Origin of the sequence: Microbispora sp. NPDC049125, assembly GCF_040802045.1 — a bacterium.
Taxonomy (GTDB): domain Bacteria; phylum Actinomycetota; class Actinomycetes; order Streptosporangiales; family Streptosporangiaceae; genus Microbispora.
This window is the reverse complement of record NZ_JBEZDW010000005.1, coordinates 21,144-40,171: the sequence shown is the minus strand read 5'-3', so window position 1 is coordinate 40,171 and position 19,028 is coordinate 21,144. Positions and strand designations below refer to the sequence as shown.

The window sequence follows — 19,028 nt, the reverse complement described above, 5'->3', positions numbered from 1 at the left end:
CTGGGCGAGCGTGCCGAGGTGTCACGTAGGAGTGGTTGACGCCTACTGGACCGCCTGAGCCTCCACCAAGGCAGGCGCCTCACTGAGCGGGATGGGGCGGCGGCACACGTAGACCAGCGCCGGCGGCACATTGGCCCAGACGGTCCGGCTGATCACCACCTCGTCGAACTGCGAACGCAGAGAGCGCAGCAGCCGCCGGGCAGGCGGCGCCCACCGGGCGTGGACGTACGCGAAAGTGGTGAACACGCCGTGCGGCGGGAGCACACCGGCCACCGCGGACAGCACATCCTGCTGCTGTCTCTCCGCGAAGGCCGCCCACGGCAGACCGCTGACCACCACCTCGGCGTGGTGGATCTCACGAGCCGCCAGCACCTCCCCCAGGTCGGCCGCGTTCGCCGTCACCACGTCGACCGCCGGATAGCGGACGGCCAGCTCGTCGGAGAAGCGCGGGTTGAGCTCCACGGCGATGTGCCGGCCCCGACCGGCGAGACGCTTCTGGATGGCCCCGGTGAACGGCCCGGTGCCGGGGCCCAGCTCGACGACGACCGGCGCTCCCGTGCGGGGAACCGGCGCGGTGACGACCTCGGACAAGGCCGGGCCACTGGGCGCCACCGCGCCGACGGTCATGGGATCACGGACGAATCTGAGAAGGAACGACGCGCTCAATTCCCCGCTCCACCGCCGTGAATCCGCCTGACCTCGCGCTCGATGCGAGCTTCGTCGAGGCTCGAACCCGAATACACGGCCCAGATGTGGAAAACCAGGCCGAGGCCCCAGCCGAGAATCGACCAGAGCGGCCAGAAGAACTGCTCCGAGGTGTACGCGAACCACACGACCACCTGGATGACATTGGCCACCACGTAGATCAGGGCATGAATCCAGAGGCCCCTTTTGAGATGCAGCCGCCGGATGGCGTGCGCCCGGATCGGGTCGGGATCGATGTCGGGCGAGGGACGGCGTTCGTGCATTTCTGCGCCTCACAATCATGACGTCTTCGTTCCGGGAAACCGGTTATCGAAAAGGTACGATCGCGCAGTGAATGCGATGTGGAAGGTTTCTTGACGCTCATGAACCCGGCTGTCACTGATCGATGACCAGGTCACCGGTGGGCAGGGTCTGGCAGGCCAGCCGCCAGCCTTTGTCGAGCTCCTCGGTGGAGAACATGCCCCGAGTGTCCGTCTCGAAGTCGCCTTTGAGGACCCGCACCCGGCAGGTGCCGCAGGAGCCCTCACCGCAGGACTGCGGGAACGGGACGCGGGCGGCGTTCGCGGCGTCGAGAACCGTCCGCCCCGGCGGGCACGGGAAGGACCGTCCGCCGGGAATCTCGATCGTGTAGCCGGTGACGCCGGCCTCCTGGGCCGCGACCGCGATGGCGTGCGCCCGCTCCCGCCGGGTCTGGCCGCTGCGGCCCGACACGAACGCCTCGGTGCGCACGATGTCCCGCGGCACGCCGAGTTCCGCCAGGTAGCCGAGCACGTCCTGCATCATCGGCGCCGGTCCGCACAGGTGCACACGATCCACGCCGGCGGCATACGGACGCAGCGCGTCGAGGTCGATCCGGCCCCGTCCGCCCGGCCCGGTGCGGAAGACGACCACTTCGAGGCCCGGCAGGCCGGCCCGCAACTCATCCAGCTCGCGCTGGAACGGCGGTTCGTCCCGGCAGCCGACCAGCAGCACGACGCGGCCACGATGCCCGGCGGAGGCCGCGGCGGCCAGGACGCTCATCAGCGGGGTGATACCGACACCGCCGGCGATCAGGAGCAGTGTTCCGCCGTCTCCGCCGGGAACCCACGTGAACTCACCGAACGGCCCGCTCACCCGCAGGGCCTGCCCGACCCGCAACTCGTCGTGCAGGAAGGTGGAGCCGAGGCCGTCCGGCTCCCGCTTCACGGCGATCTCGACGAAGTCCGTGACGTCCGGGCCGCTGGAGATCGAATAGGAGCGTTCGATCGGCTCGACCGCGACCGGCAGCTCGACCTTCAGATACTGCCCCGCGACGAACCCGAACGGCGTGGCTCCGGTGCCGAGCGGCGCCAGGCGGATCCTGCGGATCGACGGGGTCAGCTGTTCGACCGCGGAGACCCGCAGGTAACCACGCCAGCTCCCCGGACGCCGGGCGACCGGGCCGCGCACGGCCCGCCACATCGCCCCGACCTGCCGTGGCCGCAGCACCGCGTTGGCCGCCATCAGGCCGCCGGCGAGGGCGCCGACGACGCCGGACCCCCAGGCGTCCTGCCCGGCCACCACCAGGCCCTTCACCGGGGTACGCGTACCCGCGAGCCGGGAGCGCAGCCGTTCCGGGGTCGCCGCGAGACCGTAGAACGAGCCGCGGACGCTGTGCTGGTAGTTCTCGAACGTCAACGGTGTCGCCAGCTCGGCGAACGCGACGGTCTCCCGGAAACCGGGCCATCGCTCCTCCAGCCGGCCCAGCATGCGCTCGGTCCACTCCTCCTTGAGCTTCCGGTATTCCTCGGGCCGATCTCGCCACGGGTCGAACGTGGCGGGATCGACGAGCTCCAGGACCTCGACGGTGTGGAACCGGGCGGCGGGGTTGTTCAGGGACGCGAACGAGACGTAGAGCGTGCCGTGCGGGGAACCGTCCAGGTCGGGCATGATCCAGTGGTTCTCACCGCGTAACCCGAACGCGGCCGGTGACCTCTCGAGACCGAGGAAGAGCATGACGGCCGACGGTTCCGCCGGCAGGTCCGCCACCTCGGCCGAGCGGCCCAGCAGGGCATAGGTGTTGCGTACACCCGCCGCCGAGACGACCGTCGGCGCCTTCACCCGGTAGGTGCGCCCGGTGGCGGTGTCGGAGACGTCGACACCGGCCACCCGGCCCCGCTCGACGACGATCCGCTCCACCAGCTGGCGAGCACGCAGTTCGACGCCGTGTTCGCCGAGGATCTCCAGGACGACCTCGTTGATCGCCTTCGGGCCGCCCACCGGATGGGCGGTTCCGTCCATGAAGAAGGTCGTCGGGACGGCGGCGTGATAGCCGAACGCGCTTCTTGCCGGTGGTGTCCCGTACAGGCCCCATCGCGCCTGGAGGATCGCCCGGAGCCTCGGATCGGCGACGCTGCGATGAACCTCGTCGCGCAGCGAGCGATACATGGCCGGGAACAGCCGCTCGACGACGGGGAGACCGATGCCGCGCACCGGCGCGGGCAGCGACGACAGGACGTTGCGCGCGGCGAGTCCGGCCATGGCCCGGCGCGTCTTGCGGAAGTAGCGGTCGATCGCCTCGGCCTCGTCCGGGAACTGTTCGGCCAGCCGTGCCCGGAACTTCGCCCGGGTCGCGGGCACCGCGAAGTCGAACCCGGGAAAGTGCAGCACGTCGTAGTCGTCGGGGAGCGGCTGCAGCTGTACCCGCCCATCGGTCATGAAGTTCAGGAAGGGACCGGCGTTCGCGCTGATGTAGTGCACGCCGGTGCCGAACCGGTACCTGTCCTCGCGGGAGAACTCGTGCGTCATCCCACCGAGCGTGTAGTGCTGCTCCAGGACGAGAACCCGTTTGCCGCCGAACTGCGCGAGCATCCGGGCCGCCGCGAGCCCGCCCATACCCGACCCGATGACGACCACATCGGTCTCTTCGAATGCCATGCGGGCAGCCAACACCGCGCCACTAGATTTATTGTGAATCGCTTCATCGAGCTGATGACGGCGGCCGTCATGAGCCCGGCCGGGTCAGCCGGGCGATGACGACACCGCCGGCGATCATGAATGCGGCCGCGCACCAGAGGGCCAGGTGCAGCCCGTCCACGAAGGCATGGGCGACGGCGTCCCCGATACCCGGCGGCACGGACCCGGACGGCGCCAGCCCTTGGCCGCCTCCAGTGGTGACGGCCCTGCGCACCTGTTCCACGACGCCGCCGGGGGCGCCGGCGTGAGCCAGCCGGTCATCCAGCGACGACCGCAGCCGGGTCGTGATCAGCAGTCCCATCACCGCGATGCCGGCCACACCGCCGAGCTCGCGGCTGACGTTCGTCACTGCCGACGCGTTGCCCGCCCGTTCCAGCGGCACCCGGGTCATGACGGTGATCGTCACCGGCGTGTAGCACAGGCCCATGCCGATGCCCAGGAGCGGCAGCGCCCAGCAGTACTGCAAGTAATCGGCGTCGGTCCCGAAGAGCGAGAGGAACGCCAGCCCCGCCGCGCAACAGAGCAGGCCGGCGATGAGCGGGCGGCGAGGTCCGAACCGCAGCGTCAGCCGGCTCGCGATCGGGGACATGACGATGATGAGGACCGTCGACGGCAGGGACGCGATGCCCGCACCGGTCGGCGACCACTTCAGCACGTCCTGCATGAACACTCCGAGGAACGTCAGGACCCCGAACATTCCGAACGTCACGACGAACCCCGCGAGCACGGCCCCGAGGACGACCCGGTCACGCAGAAGGCTTCGGTCGACGGCGGGCACGGACGCCCTCCGCTCGGCGGCGACGGCCGTCACCGCGGCGACGGCCAGCAGCGCCGCCCCGCCGAGAACGTTGGCGGAGGTCCAGCCTCGAACGGGCGCCTCCACGAGGGCGTACACACTCGCCGCCACCGCGACCGCCAGCGCCCCCTGCGCCCACGCCGACGGCTGGGCGCCCTGCCCGCGCGTCTCGGGGATCGCCCGGAAGCCGATCGCGAGCGCGACGAGACCGATCGGGACATTGATCCAGAACGCGCTCGGCCAGCCGAACGCTTCGACGAGCGGGCCGCCGATCGCCGGCCCGAGGGCGAGCCCCAGGGCCGAGACACTGCTCCAGACAGCGAAGGCCCGTGCCTGCCGCGCCAGGTCCGGATAGGTGACACGGAGCACGGCGAGGGACTGCGGGATGAGTGCGGCGGCGCCGACCCCCTGCACGACCCGGCCCGCGACGAGCGCCTCAAGGGTGCCGGCGAGCGCCGTCAGCGCCGACCCCAGGGTGAACAGCGCGAGGCCGCCGAGGTACAGCCGCCGCCGGCCCCAACGGTCCCCGAGCGAGCCGCCGACGAACAGCAGGCCTGCGAAACAGAGGCTGTAACCCTCGACGACCCACTGCATGCCGACGATGCCCGTGTGCAACTCGGCGTCGATGCGGGGCAGCGCGTTCGACACGACGACGTTGTCGAGCATCGCCATGAACATCCCGAGGCACAGTGTGGTGAGCACCAGGCGCTCGTGCCGGGTGGTGCCCGCTTCGCCCGTGATCTCGCTCCGGGGGCCCGCGACCCGGCCGGGGCCGGTCACGCCGACACCTCGAGCACGGCCCATCCGTGCGGGCCGACGTCCTCCGGTGCGCCGGAGTCCGCGCTGCCCAGAAGGCGCCGCCGGGCCGAGCCGGAGACCGACGGGAGCGTGAAGGGGTGGTCGGAGACGTTGAGCACCACCACCAGGCCGGGACCGCCGTCGGGGTTGACCAGGTGGTAGGCGAAGGCCGTGTTGTCGAGGTGGACCACTTTGACCCGTGCCCGCACCAGCCACGGGTGGCGCCGGCGCAGGCCGATGAGGTCCTGGTGGAGGCGGTACACCGGCCAGCCGTACGGGGCGAGCGCGGCCGGCGTGCCGGGGAACGCCGGCCGGATCTCCGCGTCGCCGTCGGCCCGTTCGTACTTGACGCCGCGGAAGCCCTGCTCGTCACCGGCGTAGACGCTCGGGAGGCCCGAGACGGTGAACAGGACGGCGAGCGCGTGGGCCAGGTGCCGCTCGTCGTCCAGCTTGCTGGCCAGCCGGGTGACGTCGTGGTTGCCCACGAAGGTGAGCGGCCGGTAGTTCTCGGCGAAGTCCTCGTGCCGGTCCAGCGCCCACGACAGCTCGAAGAAGTTACGGTCGTTCAGGCTGCTCCAGATCGCTTTCCACAGCTCGTACTGGGTAACCGAATCCAGGCCGCCCTCGGTGACGAAGCGGGCGTAGTCGCCGTGGATGACCTCGCCGAGGAACCAGGCATGCGGGTGTGTGCGCCGCACCTGCGACGTCACCGCGTGCCAGAACTCCACCGGAACGGCGTAGGCCGCGTCCAATCGCCAGCCGTCGGCCCCGCGGTCCAGCCAGTGGCGCGCGACCGCGGTGACGTAGTCGGCCACCTGCGGCTCGGCGTGGTTGAGCGCCACGAGGTGGCGGTGACCCTCGAAGTCGGTGTAGCCGAAGCCGTCCGGCCCGTCCGCGTCGAAGTCCAGCCGGAACCACGACGCGTACGGCGACTCCCGGCGTCTCGCCAGCACGTCCTGGAAGGGCGCGAAGCCCCGGCCCACATGGTTGAACACCCCGTCGAGCAGGACCTTGACGCCTCGCCGGTGGCAGTCGTCGATGAGCCGGACCAGGTCGTCCTCTTCGCCGAGCCGCGGGTCGATCCGGTAGTGGTCCACGGTGTCGTAGCCGTGCGTCTCGCTGGCGAAGATCGGCCCGAGGGCCAGGCCGTTGCACCCCAGCTCGACCAGGTAGTCCAGCCACCCCTGCAGGTGACCGAGCCGGTGCACCGGCTCACTGCCGGGGGACAGGGCGGCGGGTTCGGCCCCGACGAAGCTGATCGGGTGCAGCTGCCACCAGATGACGTGGTCCGCCCAGGTGTTCATCGAATCATCGCTCCCGTATTGAATGCTCGTTCAGCAAGCCTAGCGTGACTCCTGCCGGGCAGCACTGACGTGACGCGGTGTAGCGTGGCCGGGTGGCGGGACGACGGCGGCTGGCCCACGACGAGCGACGTGCCGCCATCCTCCGGGTGGCACGCGAGATGTTCAGCTGCCGTCCCTACGCCGCCGTCTCGATAAGCGACATCGCCGAGGCCGCGGGCGTCTCGCCGCCACTGATCGTCTTTTATTACGGCACCAAGCGGTCGCTGTACCTGGAGGTGCTGCAGACCGCCGTCACCAGCATCACCGAGGGCCTGCGGGACGTGCCGGGGCCGCCGTCGCTGGACCGGCTGCGAGCCTCGGTGCGCTTCTACGCGGAGTACGCGCGCGAGCATCGCGCCGGCTTCCTGTCGTTGCTGCGCGGGAGCGGCGAGAGCGCGATACCCGAAGCCGCCGCCCTCGTCGAGACCCTCCGGCGGCAGGTGGCCGACCGGATCCTCGCCGACGTCGCCGCGGACATGCCGCCGTTGGACGACGCGACCCGGACCACGCTGATCGTCGGCATCCGGGGATACCTGGGGTACGTGGACGCCGCGATCGCCCTGTGGCTGGACCTGCCGGACGAGCAGCGCGCGCACGTCGGGCCGGACACCCTCGCCGACCTGGCGGTCGGCGCTTTCACCGGCACCCTGTCGGCCCTCACGGCCGCCGCTCCGGCGTCCAGCCGACCAGGTACTGCCGGGATGGCAGGTCGTCCGGATTCCTGATCGGGCGTACAGCGACCTCGACGGCCGGGCCGGGCCCGCCCGGGCCGTCCGGCGACAGCACGAGGACGACGGTTCCGCCGTCCACACGGCAGCCGGCAAGCTTCGGGGCCGGAACCGCCGCGACGTCCCGGGCCACCTGAAAGGCGGCGGCGCGCAGCGCTGAGGTCGGCAGCACGGCCGACGCCGCGTCAGGCAGCTGCGCCGCCGGGTCCGCGGAGGCGGCCGGAGGCGCGGCACCGTCCTCGGGGACCTCGACCACCGCGATCCGCGGGGTCGGGCCGGGCTCGCCCGCGAGCCGGACCAGGGCCACGCCCAGCTCGCGGCACTGCGCGGCCGCGACCGTCACCGGCGGCAGCGAACGCCCGTGGAGCCCGTGCACGACCGGCCCGCCGGCTCCGTCGAGCACCCGGACCTCGGCGGGAAACACCGGCACCAGGCCGTCCCGCCAGATCTCGGTGCGGACGGCGTCCTTCACGCTGATGCGCCCCAGCAGCCAGTGCCGCCGGCCGCGCGGCGGGCAGGCCTCGAATTCGGCCCGCTCGGCGGCGCCCAGGTGATTGTGCATGACAAGGTCACGGGAGGCGAGGTCCCCCCAGCGCTCGAACAGCGCGACCCAGCCGCCGGGCTGCTCACGGGAGAGCGCGCGGTACTCGGGGAAGTTCTCGACGGCCTGCGTCTCGGGATGGTTGTCGAACCGGCGGTTGCGCCACCCCTGCAGCTCGGCCCAGACCCGGCCGTCGTAGCAGAGCTGGATGTCCGCCTCGACGCTGTCGTCGTCGATGCGGGCGACCCGCACGTGGCATTCGACCTGGGTGCCCGGCTCGGGGAACGGGCCGTACAGGCGCATCAGGTCCAGGTGCACGGGCAGAACCCGGGTGCGGGTCGTGAAGGTCTTGATGATCCAGTAGCCCAGGATCTGGCCGGCGCAGTCCAGCAGCGCGCCGGGGGCGACGGGAGTGGTGATTACGCCCCGCATGTCCCGCTCGCCCATCGCCGTCAGCTCGGTGACCCCCTGGTAGGCCGGGCCGTGGAACATCAGCCTCCGCTCGTACATCCGCCGGGCGCTGTCCGGCGGCCTGCGCTCGGCGGCATCAGGGCGCCAGCGCTCGGGCGGCGCCGGGTAGCCGGGAGCGGTGCGTACGGCGGCGCCGCTGTAGTCCCCGAACGTGACCAGCCACGCGCCGTCCGGCCCCGAGGGCGCCGGCTCGACGACCACCGGCACGTCCACGGCGGGGGCGGCCACCAACCACCGCAGGAGCCGCAGGTCGGCGAGCTCGGCCACCACCCGGGACGGATCGGCGGCCTGCACGGCCCCGAGCATGTGGTGGACGATCGTCGTGGCCGGCACCACCGGGCGGCGGTCCGCCTCGTCCGGCCAGCCCGGACGCTGCCGGACGAAGCAGTGGTCGAGCAGGTACGGCATGACGTCCGTTCCGACGTGCAGCACGGCGCGGGCGCCTGAAGGCACCGTGGGAGGCGGGGCGGTGGGCGCCGGGGCCACCGTGGCCGCGGGCCGGGGGCCGCGCGCGGCCGTCGCCACGAGGTGCGTGGTCTCGGCCAGCTGAGCGACCAGCGCCCGGTACTCCGCGGCGACCGGCCTGTCGCCCGGCACCCCGGCGAGCTCCTCCGGCAGCACCGGGAGGGCGGCGCCCGTCCCCACGGCGGTGGTCGTGGGCGCACCGTCGAGCCGCCCGGCGAGGGCCCGGTCGAGCGCGGTGCGCATCGCCCGGCGGTCCTGCGGCGCGAACGAGACCATGGCCGTGCCGAGGTCGAGCGCCACCGCCGGCGCCGGCGTGCGAGCCGCCGTCCGGGCCGGCGGCCCGGCGGCCCGTGCCCCCGGCAGGGCGAGCGACAGGCCCTCGGACCACAGGGCCGCCACGGCCCGCCGCAGCTGGGTCATGCCGTCGCGCACCGGAGACGCCGCCTCGACCGCCAGCACATGGCGGTCGCCGAGGGTCTCCTCCGTCATCATCGGCAGCTGGCCCAGACCCACCTGCACGAACACCCGGAACCCGGCCGCGTACATCGCCTCCAGCGTCTGCCGCAGCCGCACCGGCTCCACCAGGTGCCGCAGGAAGATCGCCCGCACGTCGGCGTCCGGCCCCTCGGCGCGTGCCGTCGTCGCCGACCATATCGGCAGACTCGGGACCGCCACCTCGACGCCATCGATGAACTGGCGGAAGGGCCCGGTGAAGGGGGCGAACATCGGAGTGTGGAACCCGGAGCGGAAGGGCAGCTCCCGGCCGAGGACGCCGCGCGCCGAGAGACGTTCCAGCACACCACGGACGGCGAGCGGCGGCCCGCACACGACGCAGCGCTGCGGGGAGTTGTCGTGCGAGACGACGATCCCCTCGTCCTGCCGCAGCTCGGCCTCGACCTGCGACGCGCCCAGCGCGACAGCGGCGAAGGCCAGGTCGGGCAGGTCGACGGTGTCCAGGTCGACGGCGTCCAGCAGGTCCTCCGTCGAGGCGGGAAGCGCGCCGCCGCTCAGCAGGGCACTCCACTCCCCCACGCTGGAGCCCATGACCGCGTCGGGAACGACGCCGGCCGCGCGCAGCGCCCGGTCGAGCAGAGCGCCGACGCGCAGCACGCTGAGCCCGTGCCGCTTGGAGTCCTGCCGCGAGGTGGCCGGCGGCGGCAGGCCGAGCCAGGCCGAGACGTCCTCCAGCCGGGGCTCGAAATCGACGTCCAGGCCGGGGAACACGAACGCCACCCGCCCGCCGGCGGTGCCGTGGAGCAGTCCGTGCGGGGTGAACCAGATCCCGTTCCGGCCGCGCCACGGCCGGCCGCCGGCCACGACCTCCCGGGCCATGGCCAGCCGCGCGGGCGTCGGGTCGGCCACGACGAGGCGGGCGCGCCCTCCGCCGCCCCGCCCCTCCGGGACGGCCACGGCCTGGAGGGCCGCGCGGTCCTGCGCCCCGGTGAGCGCCGCCGCGAGGTCGCCGACGTCGTCCGCGGCGAGCCGCAACACGTCCTCGGTCAAGGGACCACGCACCTGCAGTGCCGGTGCGGCCGACGGCTGTGCGGCCGCCGTCACGGCCGGCGCCTGCTCCAGGACGACGTGCGCGTTGATGCCGCCGAAGCCGAAGGCGTTGACGGCGGCCCGCCGTAGCACCGGCGCACTGCCGCCTTCGGGCTCGGGCCACGGGCGGGGGCGGCCGATCGGCTCGAACCGGGTGCCGGCGAGCGCCGGGTGCGGCTCCTCGCAGTGCAGGGTCGGCGGCAGCACCCCGTGGTACACGGCGAGGGCGGCCTTGACGAGCCCGGCGACCCCGGCCGCAGGCATGGTGTGGCCGATCATCGACTTGACCGAGCCCAGGACGATCGGCGTCCCCTCCGCCCCGAAGACGTCGAGCATGGTCCGGATCTCGGCGAGGTCGCCCGCGGCGGTGGCCGTGCCGTGCCCCTCGACCATGCCGACGGCATGTGGCGCGGTGGGGTCCAGGCCGGTGGCCCGCCACGCCTGCCGGACGGCGCGGGCCTGGCCGGTGGGGTCGGGATTCATCAGGCTTGTGCTGCGCCCGTCGCTGCCGACGCCGACGCCGCGGATGACGGCGTACACCCGGTCGCCGTCCCGCTCGGCGTCGTCCAGCCGTTTGAGTACGACGATGCCGGTGCCCTCGCCGATGAGCGTGCCGTCGGCACGCCGGTCGTACGGCCGGATCTGCTGGTTCGCCGACAGCGCCCGCATCTGGCTGAAGACGCTCCAGAACGAGATGTCGTGGCAGTGGTGCACGCCGCCGGCCAGCACCAGGTCACAGCGCCCGGCATGCAGCAGAGAGACGGCCTGGTCGACGGCGAGCAGGGACGACGCGCACGCGCCGTCCACGGTGTAGGCGGGACCGCGCAGGTCGAGCCGGTTCGCCAGCCGCGATGCCGCGAGGTTGGAGACCAGGCCGATGGCGTTCTCCGGAGAGTAGGCGCCGAGAGCCCGGTGGTAGGCGTGCCGGATCTCGTCGAGCGCGTCCTGCGGCAGCTCCGGCAGCATCTCCCGCAGGGTCTGCACGAGCTGGTTCGAACCGCGCACGCGCTCGCTGAACCGGATGGCGGCGGGCGTGACGTAGCCGCCGCGGCCGAGGATGACCCCGATCCGCTCCGGGTCGGGCAGCCGGTCCCGGCCGCCCGCGTCGTCCAGCGCCTGGGCCGCGACGTGCAGCGCGATGAGCTGGTCGGGCTCGGTGCCCTCGACCGCGGTCGGCGGGATGCCGTACCGGGTGACGGGGACGGCGGCCAGGCCGTCGACGAACCCGCCGCGCCGGCAGTACACCCGGTCGACCGGAACCCCGCCCTCCTGCCCGATCCCCGTGAAGAACCACGGGTCCCAGCGGTGGGCCGGCACGTTGGTGATGGCGTCGAACCCCAGCTCCAGGTTGCGCCGGTACGTCGCCAGGTCCGGCGCGCCGGGCAGCAGCACGGCCATCCCGACGATGGCGACCGGCGGTGTCCCGGTCACGGCTCCAGCCATCCGGACGGCGCGTAGATGACCGTCCCGGCCCCGTCGGCCGGACCCCAGGCCAGCTCGCGGAGCAGGCACATCGGCCCCTCGTCGGGGTCGATGAGCGCCAGGTCGCGCCGCAGGAAGTCGCGCTGGAGCTCGGGCGACACCATGCCGGCGTGCATCCCCACCGGGGCCCACGGCCCCCAGTGGACGGTCACCGCGCGAGTGCCGGTACGGGCCGCCCAGTCCTGCCCGACGGTCTCCAGCACGTCGTTCGCGGCGGCGTACCCGACCTGGCCCCGGCTGCCGATCACCGTCGTCACGCTGCCGAAGAACACCACGAAGCGCGGCGGTGCGGGCAGCTGGGCGGCGGCGTCCACGACCGCCTTGGCACCCTGCACCTTGGTGTCGTAGACGAGCCGGAACGACTCCATCGACGTACGGGAGACGAGCTGGTCAACGGTGACTCCGGCGCCGTAGACGATGCCGTCCAGGCGTCCGTGGCGCTCGTAGGCCTCCTTGACGACCTGGTGCACCGCCGAATCGTCGAGGACGTCGAGGGTGACGTACTCAGCCCGCCCTCCCGTGCGCTCGATGCCGCGCAAGGTGTCGATGATTTCGCGCTGGGCGAGGATCTCGCGGATGGCGCGCTCCATCGTCCGGATCGGCAGGTGACCCCGGCTCACGAACGCGGCACGCAACTCCTCCAGGCCGGAGGCCGCCGCCGTCCAGGGCTCCTCGGGCGTGTCCGGCAGCGGCGTTCGTCCGGCGAGGATCACCGTGCCGCGCGAGGCGGACGCCAGCAGCGCCGCCACCCGAGCGGTGATGCCGCGGGCACCGCCGACGACGAGGAGCACCGACTCCGGGCCGAGCCCGAGCGCGCGGCACTCCGCCGTACCGTCGTCCAGCGGACCGGCGCCGGCGGCGGCCAGGGCGCCGAGGCCCGCCCGCTGAGTGCCCAGGCGCAGCCGCCGGCCGTCCTGGCGCAGGATCACCGGCTGCCGGTCGTGGGTCGCCAGCTCCTCCAGCAGGGCCTCGCCGAGTGCCGCGGGCTCCCAGTCGCCGGTCTCCACCAAGGTGATGTTGACCTCGGGGAACTCCCGCGCCGCTGTCCGGACCAGGCCGCGCAGCCCCTCGGCCGCCGCGTCCCGGTCGAGCAGCGCGGCGCCCGGCGCGCGCCGCGCGACCAGCACCAGTGTCCGGACGCCCACCGTCAGCACGGCCTGCACCAGCGGGAACACCTCGGGCAGCAGCACGGCCGGCGACTCCGGGACGAGCAGCACGACATGGTCGCCCTGCTCGACCCGCTCGGCGGCGGTGGCACCGGCGGACGGGACGCCGCCGGGCACCACCTCCATGCCCGCCTCCCGCAGGACGCCGGCCAGGCCGTCCACGTCTTCGCCGGCCTCGGCGAGCAGCAGCACGCGGTCGCCCTGCAGCCGAGTGCGGGCGTCATCCGCGGGCACGGGCGGGGCGTCGACCTCGCGCCATACGTACCGGTCGGGCCGCTCGCCGGGAGGTGCGGCCGGTACCGCCGCTGCCGCCGGTGCCGCTGATGCTTCCGGTACCGCCGCTGCCGCCGGTGCCGCTGATGCTTCCGGTGCCGCTGCGACCGGCGGCGGGGCGGGCATCAGGTGCGCGGTGAGCCAGGCGGTGATGGCGGCCGCGGTCCGGGCCCGGGACAGGTCCTCCAGGTTCGCGTCCGGCAGCGCGGCGGCATCCGGCGCCACCCGGCGCACGAGCTGAGCGGCGATCTCCATCCGCTTGATGGAATCGATGCTCAGGTCGGCCTCCAGATCCAGGTCCGGCTCGATCATCTCCGCCGGGTACCCGGTCCGCTCACTGATCACCTCCCGCACCGTCGTCCCCACGTCCACGACCGGCGGCGCCACCGGCACCGGCGCCACAGGCGCAGGCAGCACGGGTACCGGTACCGGTGCGGGGGCCGCGGCCACCCGGTCGGTGAGCCAGGCGGTGATGGCGGCCGCGGTCCGGGCCCGGGACAGGTCCTCCAGGTTCGCGTCCGGCAGTGCGGCGGCATCCGGCGCCACCCGGCGCACGAGCTGAGCGGCGATCTCCATCCGCTTGATGGAATCGATGCTCAGGTCGGCCTCCAGATCCAGGTCCGGCTCGATCATCTCCGCCGGGTACCCGGTCCGCTCACTGATCACCTCCCGCACCGTCGTCTCCACGTCCACGACCGGCGGCGCCACCGGCACCGGCGCCGCAGGCGCAGGCAGCACGGGTACGGGTACCGGTGCGGGGGCGGCGACCGCGGACAGGGCCAGCGGCGCCGGCGCGCTCACGGGCGCCGCGACGAGGCCGGGCGCCGCCACCTGCCCGGGCACGGCACCGGCGCCGAGGTAGGTCAGCAGAACGTCGCGCTGCGCGGCGAGCATGTCCCGGCTCGCCCGCAGGAAGTCCGCGACGAGCTGGTCTCGGGAGTCGGCGGCGGGACCGGTGTTGTCGTTCGTCATCATCAGCTCCTGGACACGTCGGACGGGCCGCAGGCCGCCCACCAGGGGCGAGCCGTCGGCGGTGCGCACGAGATGCCCGTCGACCAGCCACGCGGGCGGCGACGGCAGCTCGTCGGTCGACCGGATCGCGTCGGCGCGCCCGGCGAACAGCGGATCCAGACTGAGCGGGATCCCGTGGACGGCGAGGATCGCGAGCGCCTCCAGCAGCCCGCGCAGCCCGGAGCCCCGCCCGGTGGCCGTCCGCTGCAGCGGCACGGAAAGATGCGGGCGGTCTCCGAGGATCGTGCCGGTGAAGTTGCTGAGGACGCTGCCGGGCCCGATCTCCACGAACACCCGGGCGCCGGCCGCGTACATCGACTCGACGACGTCCACGAAGCGCACCGGCGCCGCGATCTGCGCGGCGAGTTCGGCACGCACCTGGTCGGAGTCGGCGGCGTACGGCTGCGCGGTGCGGTCGGCGAAGACGGGGATCGCCGGGACACCGACGGGCCGCCGCTCGAGCTCGGCCGCGAACGCCGACCCGGCGGAGGCCACCGCAGGGCTGTGGAAGGCGCACGACACCGCGAGGCGGCGAGCCTGGTGGCCCTGTTCGCGGAACAGCGCCACCGCCGCATCCACCGCGTCGACCGGCCCGGAGACCACCGTCTGCCTGGGGGTGTTGACGTTGGCCGCGACGACGCGGTCGTCCAAGCCGCCGGCCCGCAGGACGGCGCGAACCGCGTCTTCGCCGAGGCTCACCGCCGCCATACTCCCGGCCGCCTCCCCGGCGGCCGCGGCGACGACCTGCCCCCGGGCCACGCTCAGCGCGAGGAACGTCGCGGCGTCGAGCGCGCCGGCCGCGCACAGGGCGGCAAGCTCGCCGAAGCTGTGCCCCGCGGCGAAGGCCGGCCGCACGCCCAGCCGGGCGAGCAGATCCCGGCCGACGAGCGCGGTCACCCCGAGGGCCGCCTGCGCCGCCCGGGTGTCGGTGAGCGCGGCGGCGGCCGCCGCCGCGGACTCCTCGTCGAAGTCGCGGGGCGGGCACATCGGCAACGCCCAGGGCGAGGCGTCGTGCAGGTGATGCTGCAGGTCGGGGAAGGCGCAGAGCAGCTCCGCGAACATGCCCGGCGACTGGCTGCCCTGGCCGGGGAAGAGGAACGCCACGCTCGCGGGGTCGGCGGAGGAGCCCGGCGGGGCGGTGACGACACCGGCGGGGAGCGGCTGCCGCTCGCGCCGGACGGCCTCCACCTGCGCGGCAAGCTCGTCCAGGTCGGCGGCGACGAACGCGGTCGTGGCGCCGCTGCCGGTCAGCCCCCACGACGCCACGGTCGCCGCGACGTCCCGCAGCGGCCGCGGCCGGTCGGCGCGATCGTTCGCGGCGAGCAGGGCAGCGACCCGATCGAGTGCGCGCATCAGGCCCGCCCGGTCCCCTGCCGGGACGACCACCAGTTCGGCCGGCCACTTCCACAGCCCCGTCGCCGCCGGGACGGCCTCCGGCGCGTCGGCCAGCACCGCGTGAAAGTTCGTGCCGCCGAAGCCGAAGGCGCTGACGCCGGCCACCCGCCGCCCGTGCGGCACGTGCCAGGGCCGGGGCCGGTCCCCGAAGGCGAACGGACTGCTCCCCGCGTCCCAGGCCGGGTTCGGCCGGTCGATGTTGGCGGTCGGCGGCAGGACACCGGTGTGCAGGGCCATCGCCGTCTTGACCATGCCGGCCAGGCCCGCGGCGCACTTGGTATGCCCGATCTGCGATTTGACCGAGCCGAGTGTGCAGGCTCCGGGGTCGGCCCCGGCCTCGGAGAACACCTCGGTCAGCGAGCGCAGCTCGGTCCGGTCGCCGACGACCGTCCCGGTGCCGTGGGCCTCGACGAGCGTGACCGCGGCGGGTGACAGGCCCGCGTCCGCGTAGGCGCGCTCCAGCGCGGATCGCTGTCCCTCCAGGCGCGGCGCGGTGAGTCCGAGCGACTTGCCGTCGCTGGCCGCGCCGATGCCCTTGATGACGGCGTAGATCCGGTCGCCGTCCCGCTGCGCGTCGGCCAGCCGCTTGAGCACCAGGCATGCGACACCCTCGCCGAGCCCGATGCCGTCGGCGTGATGGTCGAAGGGCCGGGACCGGCCGCTCGGCGAGAGCGCCTGCACCGAGGAGAAGAGCAGGTAGTCCCCGATGCCGTTGTGCAGGTCGGCGCCGCCGCAGATGACCACGTCGCTCGTGCCGGCGAGGAGCTCCTTGCGTGCGATGTCCAGGGCCGCGAGCGACGAGGCGCACGCGGCGTCCACAATGTAGTTCGTGCCGCCGAGGTCCAGCCGGTTGGCGATCCGGCCGGCGATGACGTTGGCGAGCATGCCCGGGAACGAGTCCGTCGTCAGCCGGGGCAGCTGGTCGTCGAGGGCGTCCGGCACCCGGCCGAAGTAGCCGGGCAGCGTCGAGCGCAGCAGCGCGGCGTTCGCCAGGTCGCTGCCGGCTTCGGCGCCGAAGATGACCGACGTGCGCTCGCGGGCGAACGGCCGTTCGCCGAAGGCGTCGCGCAGGGCCCGCGCGGCGACCTCCAGCGCGAGGAGTTGCACGGGTTCGATGCTGGCGAGCGACGCCGGCGGGATGCCGTAGCGCAGCGCGTCGAACGGCACCGGCGGCAGGAACCCGCCCCATTTCGACACCGCCTTGCTGCCGTCGCGCACGTCCGGGTCGAAGTACACCTCCGGGTCCCAGCGATCGCGCGGCACCTCGGTGACGGCGTCCGTTCCGTTGAGGATGTTGGACCAGTACGTCCGCAGGCCGTCCGCCTGCGGGAAGAGGCAGGCCATCCCCACGATCGCGATGTCCCGCTCGGTGAGCGGCACCTCCCGCTCGCGCACGGTGAGGGCCCCGGCGGCCGGCGCCGTCGCGGTGCCGGCCGCGGTGCGGGCGCGCTCGCGGGCGAACCGCTCAGCGCCCGCGGTGACGGCCTCGTGCAGCTGCGCGATCGTGCACCGCTCGGAGCGCAGCACCGCCACCTGCCCGGCCATGAACAGCCCCTCGGCGCGCTGGCGCGCCTCCGCGACCGGCTTGACCCCGTCCGGCGTACGCTCCAGCGCCTTGGCCGCGATGCGGAGCCGGCCGATGTTGAGGTCCTCCAACTCGGCCCAGACCTGCCGGGGCCCGGCCCCCTCCGAGCGCCGGAGGGCCCGCACCCGCTCGAACTCCTCCGTGAAGGGCGAGGTGACAGCGCGGACGGCGTGCCCCGGCGCGGTCTCCAGCAGCTCGGTGCCGCCGGCTTTCAGCACCGCCTGCTGGAACACCGGCGTGACGGCCCCGGTCTCAACGGCCTCCTGGGTCAGCAGGTACGCGGTGCCCATGAGGACGCCGGCATGCACGCCGCGCCGGGTCAAAGGCCGGACCATGGCCCGGACCATGGCCGCCGAGCGCGCGTCGTGCACACCCCCCGCGAAGTAGACGGCCAGCTCGGCGGCGGCGTCGGGCTGCTCCCGCAGGTACTCCTCGAGGACCGTGAGCTGGGCCTGCCACAGCGGGAACGCGTTGCGCGGGCCGACGTGGCCGCCGCACTCGGCCCCCTCGAACACGAACCGGCGCACCCCCGCGCGCAGGTACTGGTCGAGCAGCACCGGCGACGGGACGTGCAGGTAGGTGGTGACACCGGCCGCCTCCAGCGTCGCGGCGTGGGCGGGCCGGCCGCCCGCGACGATGGCGTGCGTCGGGCGGACCTCGGCGATGACGGCCATCTGCTGAGCTCGCAGGTCCTCCGGGACGAACCCGAGGATGCCCACCCCCCACGGCCGCCCGGCGAGCAGGTCGCGGGTGCGGGTCAGCAGCTCGCGCGCCCGTTCCTGGGGCGCCAGAGCGAGGGCCACGAAGGGCAGTCCGCCCTCCTCCGCGACGGCGAGGGCGAACTCGGGGACGTCGCTCACGCGGGTCATCGGCCCCTGCGCGACCGGCAGGGCCCGCTCGGGCCGGTCCTCCGTCTCCGTCTCGGCAGCCGGCCAGGCCGCACGGACACCGGCGCGGATCCCCGCGACCACGGCCGCGACGTCCGCACCCGCCGGCCTGGCGAGGTAGGCGTCCTGGCCCACCGGCAACAGCGCCGTCGCCGGGTCGCCGGAGACGAGGCGCTCCACCACCTGGGCCGTGGACAGCTCCTCCAGCGGCGCGCCGGGCCGGGCCGTCGCGGGCAAGACCCGGTGGCCCCCCAGCAGGACCGTCTCGGTGCCGTCCGCCCCTCGCAGGGCGCGTACGGCGGCAGGCGCCGTCCTTGCCTGCGTGGTGAGTGCGAGCTGGACGTCGAGGACGACGCCGGTGGCCCCGCCCGTCACGCAGGCCGCCGCCGTGCTGGGCGCCACCCCGCCCCAGGCCCAAACCGGCACCCCGGCGAGCGCGGAGTCGGACAGCAACTGCTGCAGCAGCACGAAGGTGCTCAGCTCGCCGACCCGGCCGCCGGCCTCATTGCCGCGGGCGACCAGTCCGTCCGCACCCGCGTCGAGCGCGCACCGGGCTTCGTGGACGGACGTCACCTCCGCCAGCACCCGCCGGGTGCCGGTCACCTCGTCGCGCGTCCACCGCACGTCCGCGCCGAGCAGGACTGTATCCAGCACGTGAAGGTCCGGCGGGTCACCGCCGTCTGCGCCCGCCAGCACCTGTAACAGGGCGTCCCATGCGCGCACGTCGCCCCGGGCCAGACGGACGGCGCGGGGACTGACGTCCCAGCGGCGCATCAGGCCGAGGGCCTCGACCGCCGCGGGGCCGCCGCACGTGATGTCGACGACGCCCAGCGCGCCCGCCGCGCAAACAGCCGCGGCGAGGCGGACGTCGGGTCGTTCGAAGGGCGTCACCCCTATGACCAGATC

The 19,028-nt window shown here is 73.8% G+C and carries 8 protein-coding genes; 1 reads left to right on the top strand and 7 read right to left on the bottom strand.

From position 1 onward, the window contains the following. Positions 1-42: 42 nt before the first annotated feature. From AB0B72_RS07740 to AB0B72_RS07720, 5 genes are all read right to left on the bottom strand, one after another. Positions 43-627 (bottom strand): class I SAM-dependent methyltransferase, encoded by a 585-nt coding sequence (locus AB0B72_RS07740; RefSeq protein WP_367737683.1) that lies wholly within the window; start codon positions 625-627, stop codon positions 43-45. A gap of 35 nt (positions 628-662) precedes the next feature. Next, complete coding sequence (locus AB0B72_RS07735) at positions 663-968, bottom strand: 2TM domain-containing protein (RefSeq protein ID WP_367737681.1); 306 nt, start codon at positions 966-968, stop codon at positions 663-665. Between the two features lie 112 nt (positions 969-1,080). Next, positions 1,081-3,600 carry an FAD-dependent oxidoreductase gene (locus AB0B72_RS07730; RefSeq protein WP_367737679.1) on the bottom strand — a complete coding sequence of 840 codons (2,520 nt, stop codon included), beginning with the start codon at positions 3,598-3,600 and terminating at the stop codon, positions 1,081-1,083. Positions 3,601-3,667: 67 nt separating this feature from the next. Further along, positions 3,668-5,215, bottom strand: a complete 1,548-nt coding sequence (locus tag AB0B72_RS07725; RefSeq protein WP_367737677.1) for an MFS transporter — start codon at positions 5,213-5,215, stop codon at positions 3,668-3,670. Continuing rightward, a complete protein-coding gene (locus tag AB0B72_RS07720) occupies positions 5,212-6,537 on the bottom strand; it encodes an alpha-amylase family glycosyl hydrolase (RefSeq protein WP_367737676.1) in 1,326 nt (441 codons plus the stop codon). Before AB0B72_RS07720 ends, AB0B72_RS07725 begins: the two co-directional genes overlap by 4 nt. Before the next feature lie 92 nt (positions 6,538-6,629). On the opposite strand from AB0B72_RS07720, the gene AB0B72_RS07715 reads away from it, so the two are divergent. Next, positions 6,630-7,301, top strand: coding sequence for a TetR/AcrR family transcriptional regulator (locus AB0B72_RS07715; protein ID WP_367737674.1), 672 nt, complete (start codon positions 6,630-6,632; stop codon positions 7,299-7,301). Here AB0B72_RS07715 and AB0B72_RS07710 read toward each other — a convergent pair. Together AB0B72_RS07710 and AB0B72_RS07705 are read right to left on the bottom strand one after the other, a co-directional pair. Next, a complete protein-coding gene (locus AB0B72_RS07710) occupies positions 7,234-11,754 on the bottom strand; it encodes a beta-ketoacyl synthase N-terminal-like domain-containing protein (protein ID WP_367737672.1) in 4,521 nt (1,506 codons plus the stop codon). The two genes, AB0B72_RS07715 and AB0B72_RS07710, sit on opposite strands and share 68 nt — an antisense overlap. Continuing rightward, a complete protein-coding gene (locus tag AB0B72_RS07705) occupies positions 11,751-19,013 on the bottom strand; it encodes an SDR family NAD(P)-dependent oxidoreductase (RefSeq protein ID WP_367737668.1) in 7,263 nt (2,420 codons plus the stop codon). Before AB0B72_RS07705 ends, AB0B72_RS07710 begins: the two co-directional genes overlap by 4 nt. Positions 19,014-19,028 lie beyond the last annotated feature (15 nt).

Bases quoted from the DNA above. Each gene is read 5' to 3' on its own strand.
- AB0B72_RS07735 (WP_367737681.1), bottom strand. From the start codon at position 968: ATGCACGAACGCCGTCCCTCGCCCGACATCGATCCCGACCCGATCCGG.
- AB0B72_RS07740 (WP_367737683.1), bottom strand. From the start codon at position 627: ATGACCGTCGGCGCGGTGGCGCCCAGTGGCCCGGCCTTGTCCGAGGTC.
- AB0B72_RS07730 (WP_367737679.1), bottom strand. From the start codon at position 3,600: ATGGCATTCGAAGAGACCGATGTGGTCGTCATCGGGTCGGGTATGGGC.
- AB0B72_RS07720 (WP_367737676.1), bottom strand. From the start codon at position 6,537: ATGAACACCTGGGCGGACCACGTCATCTGGTGGCAGCTGCACCCGATC.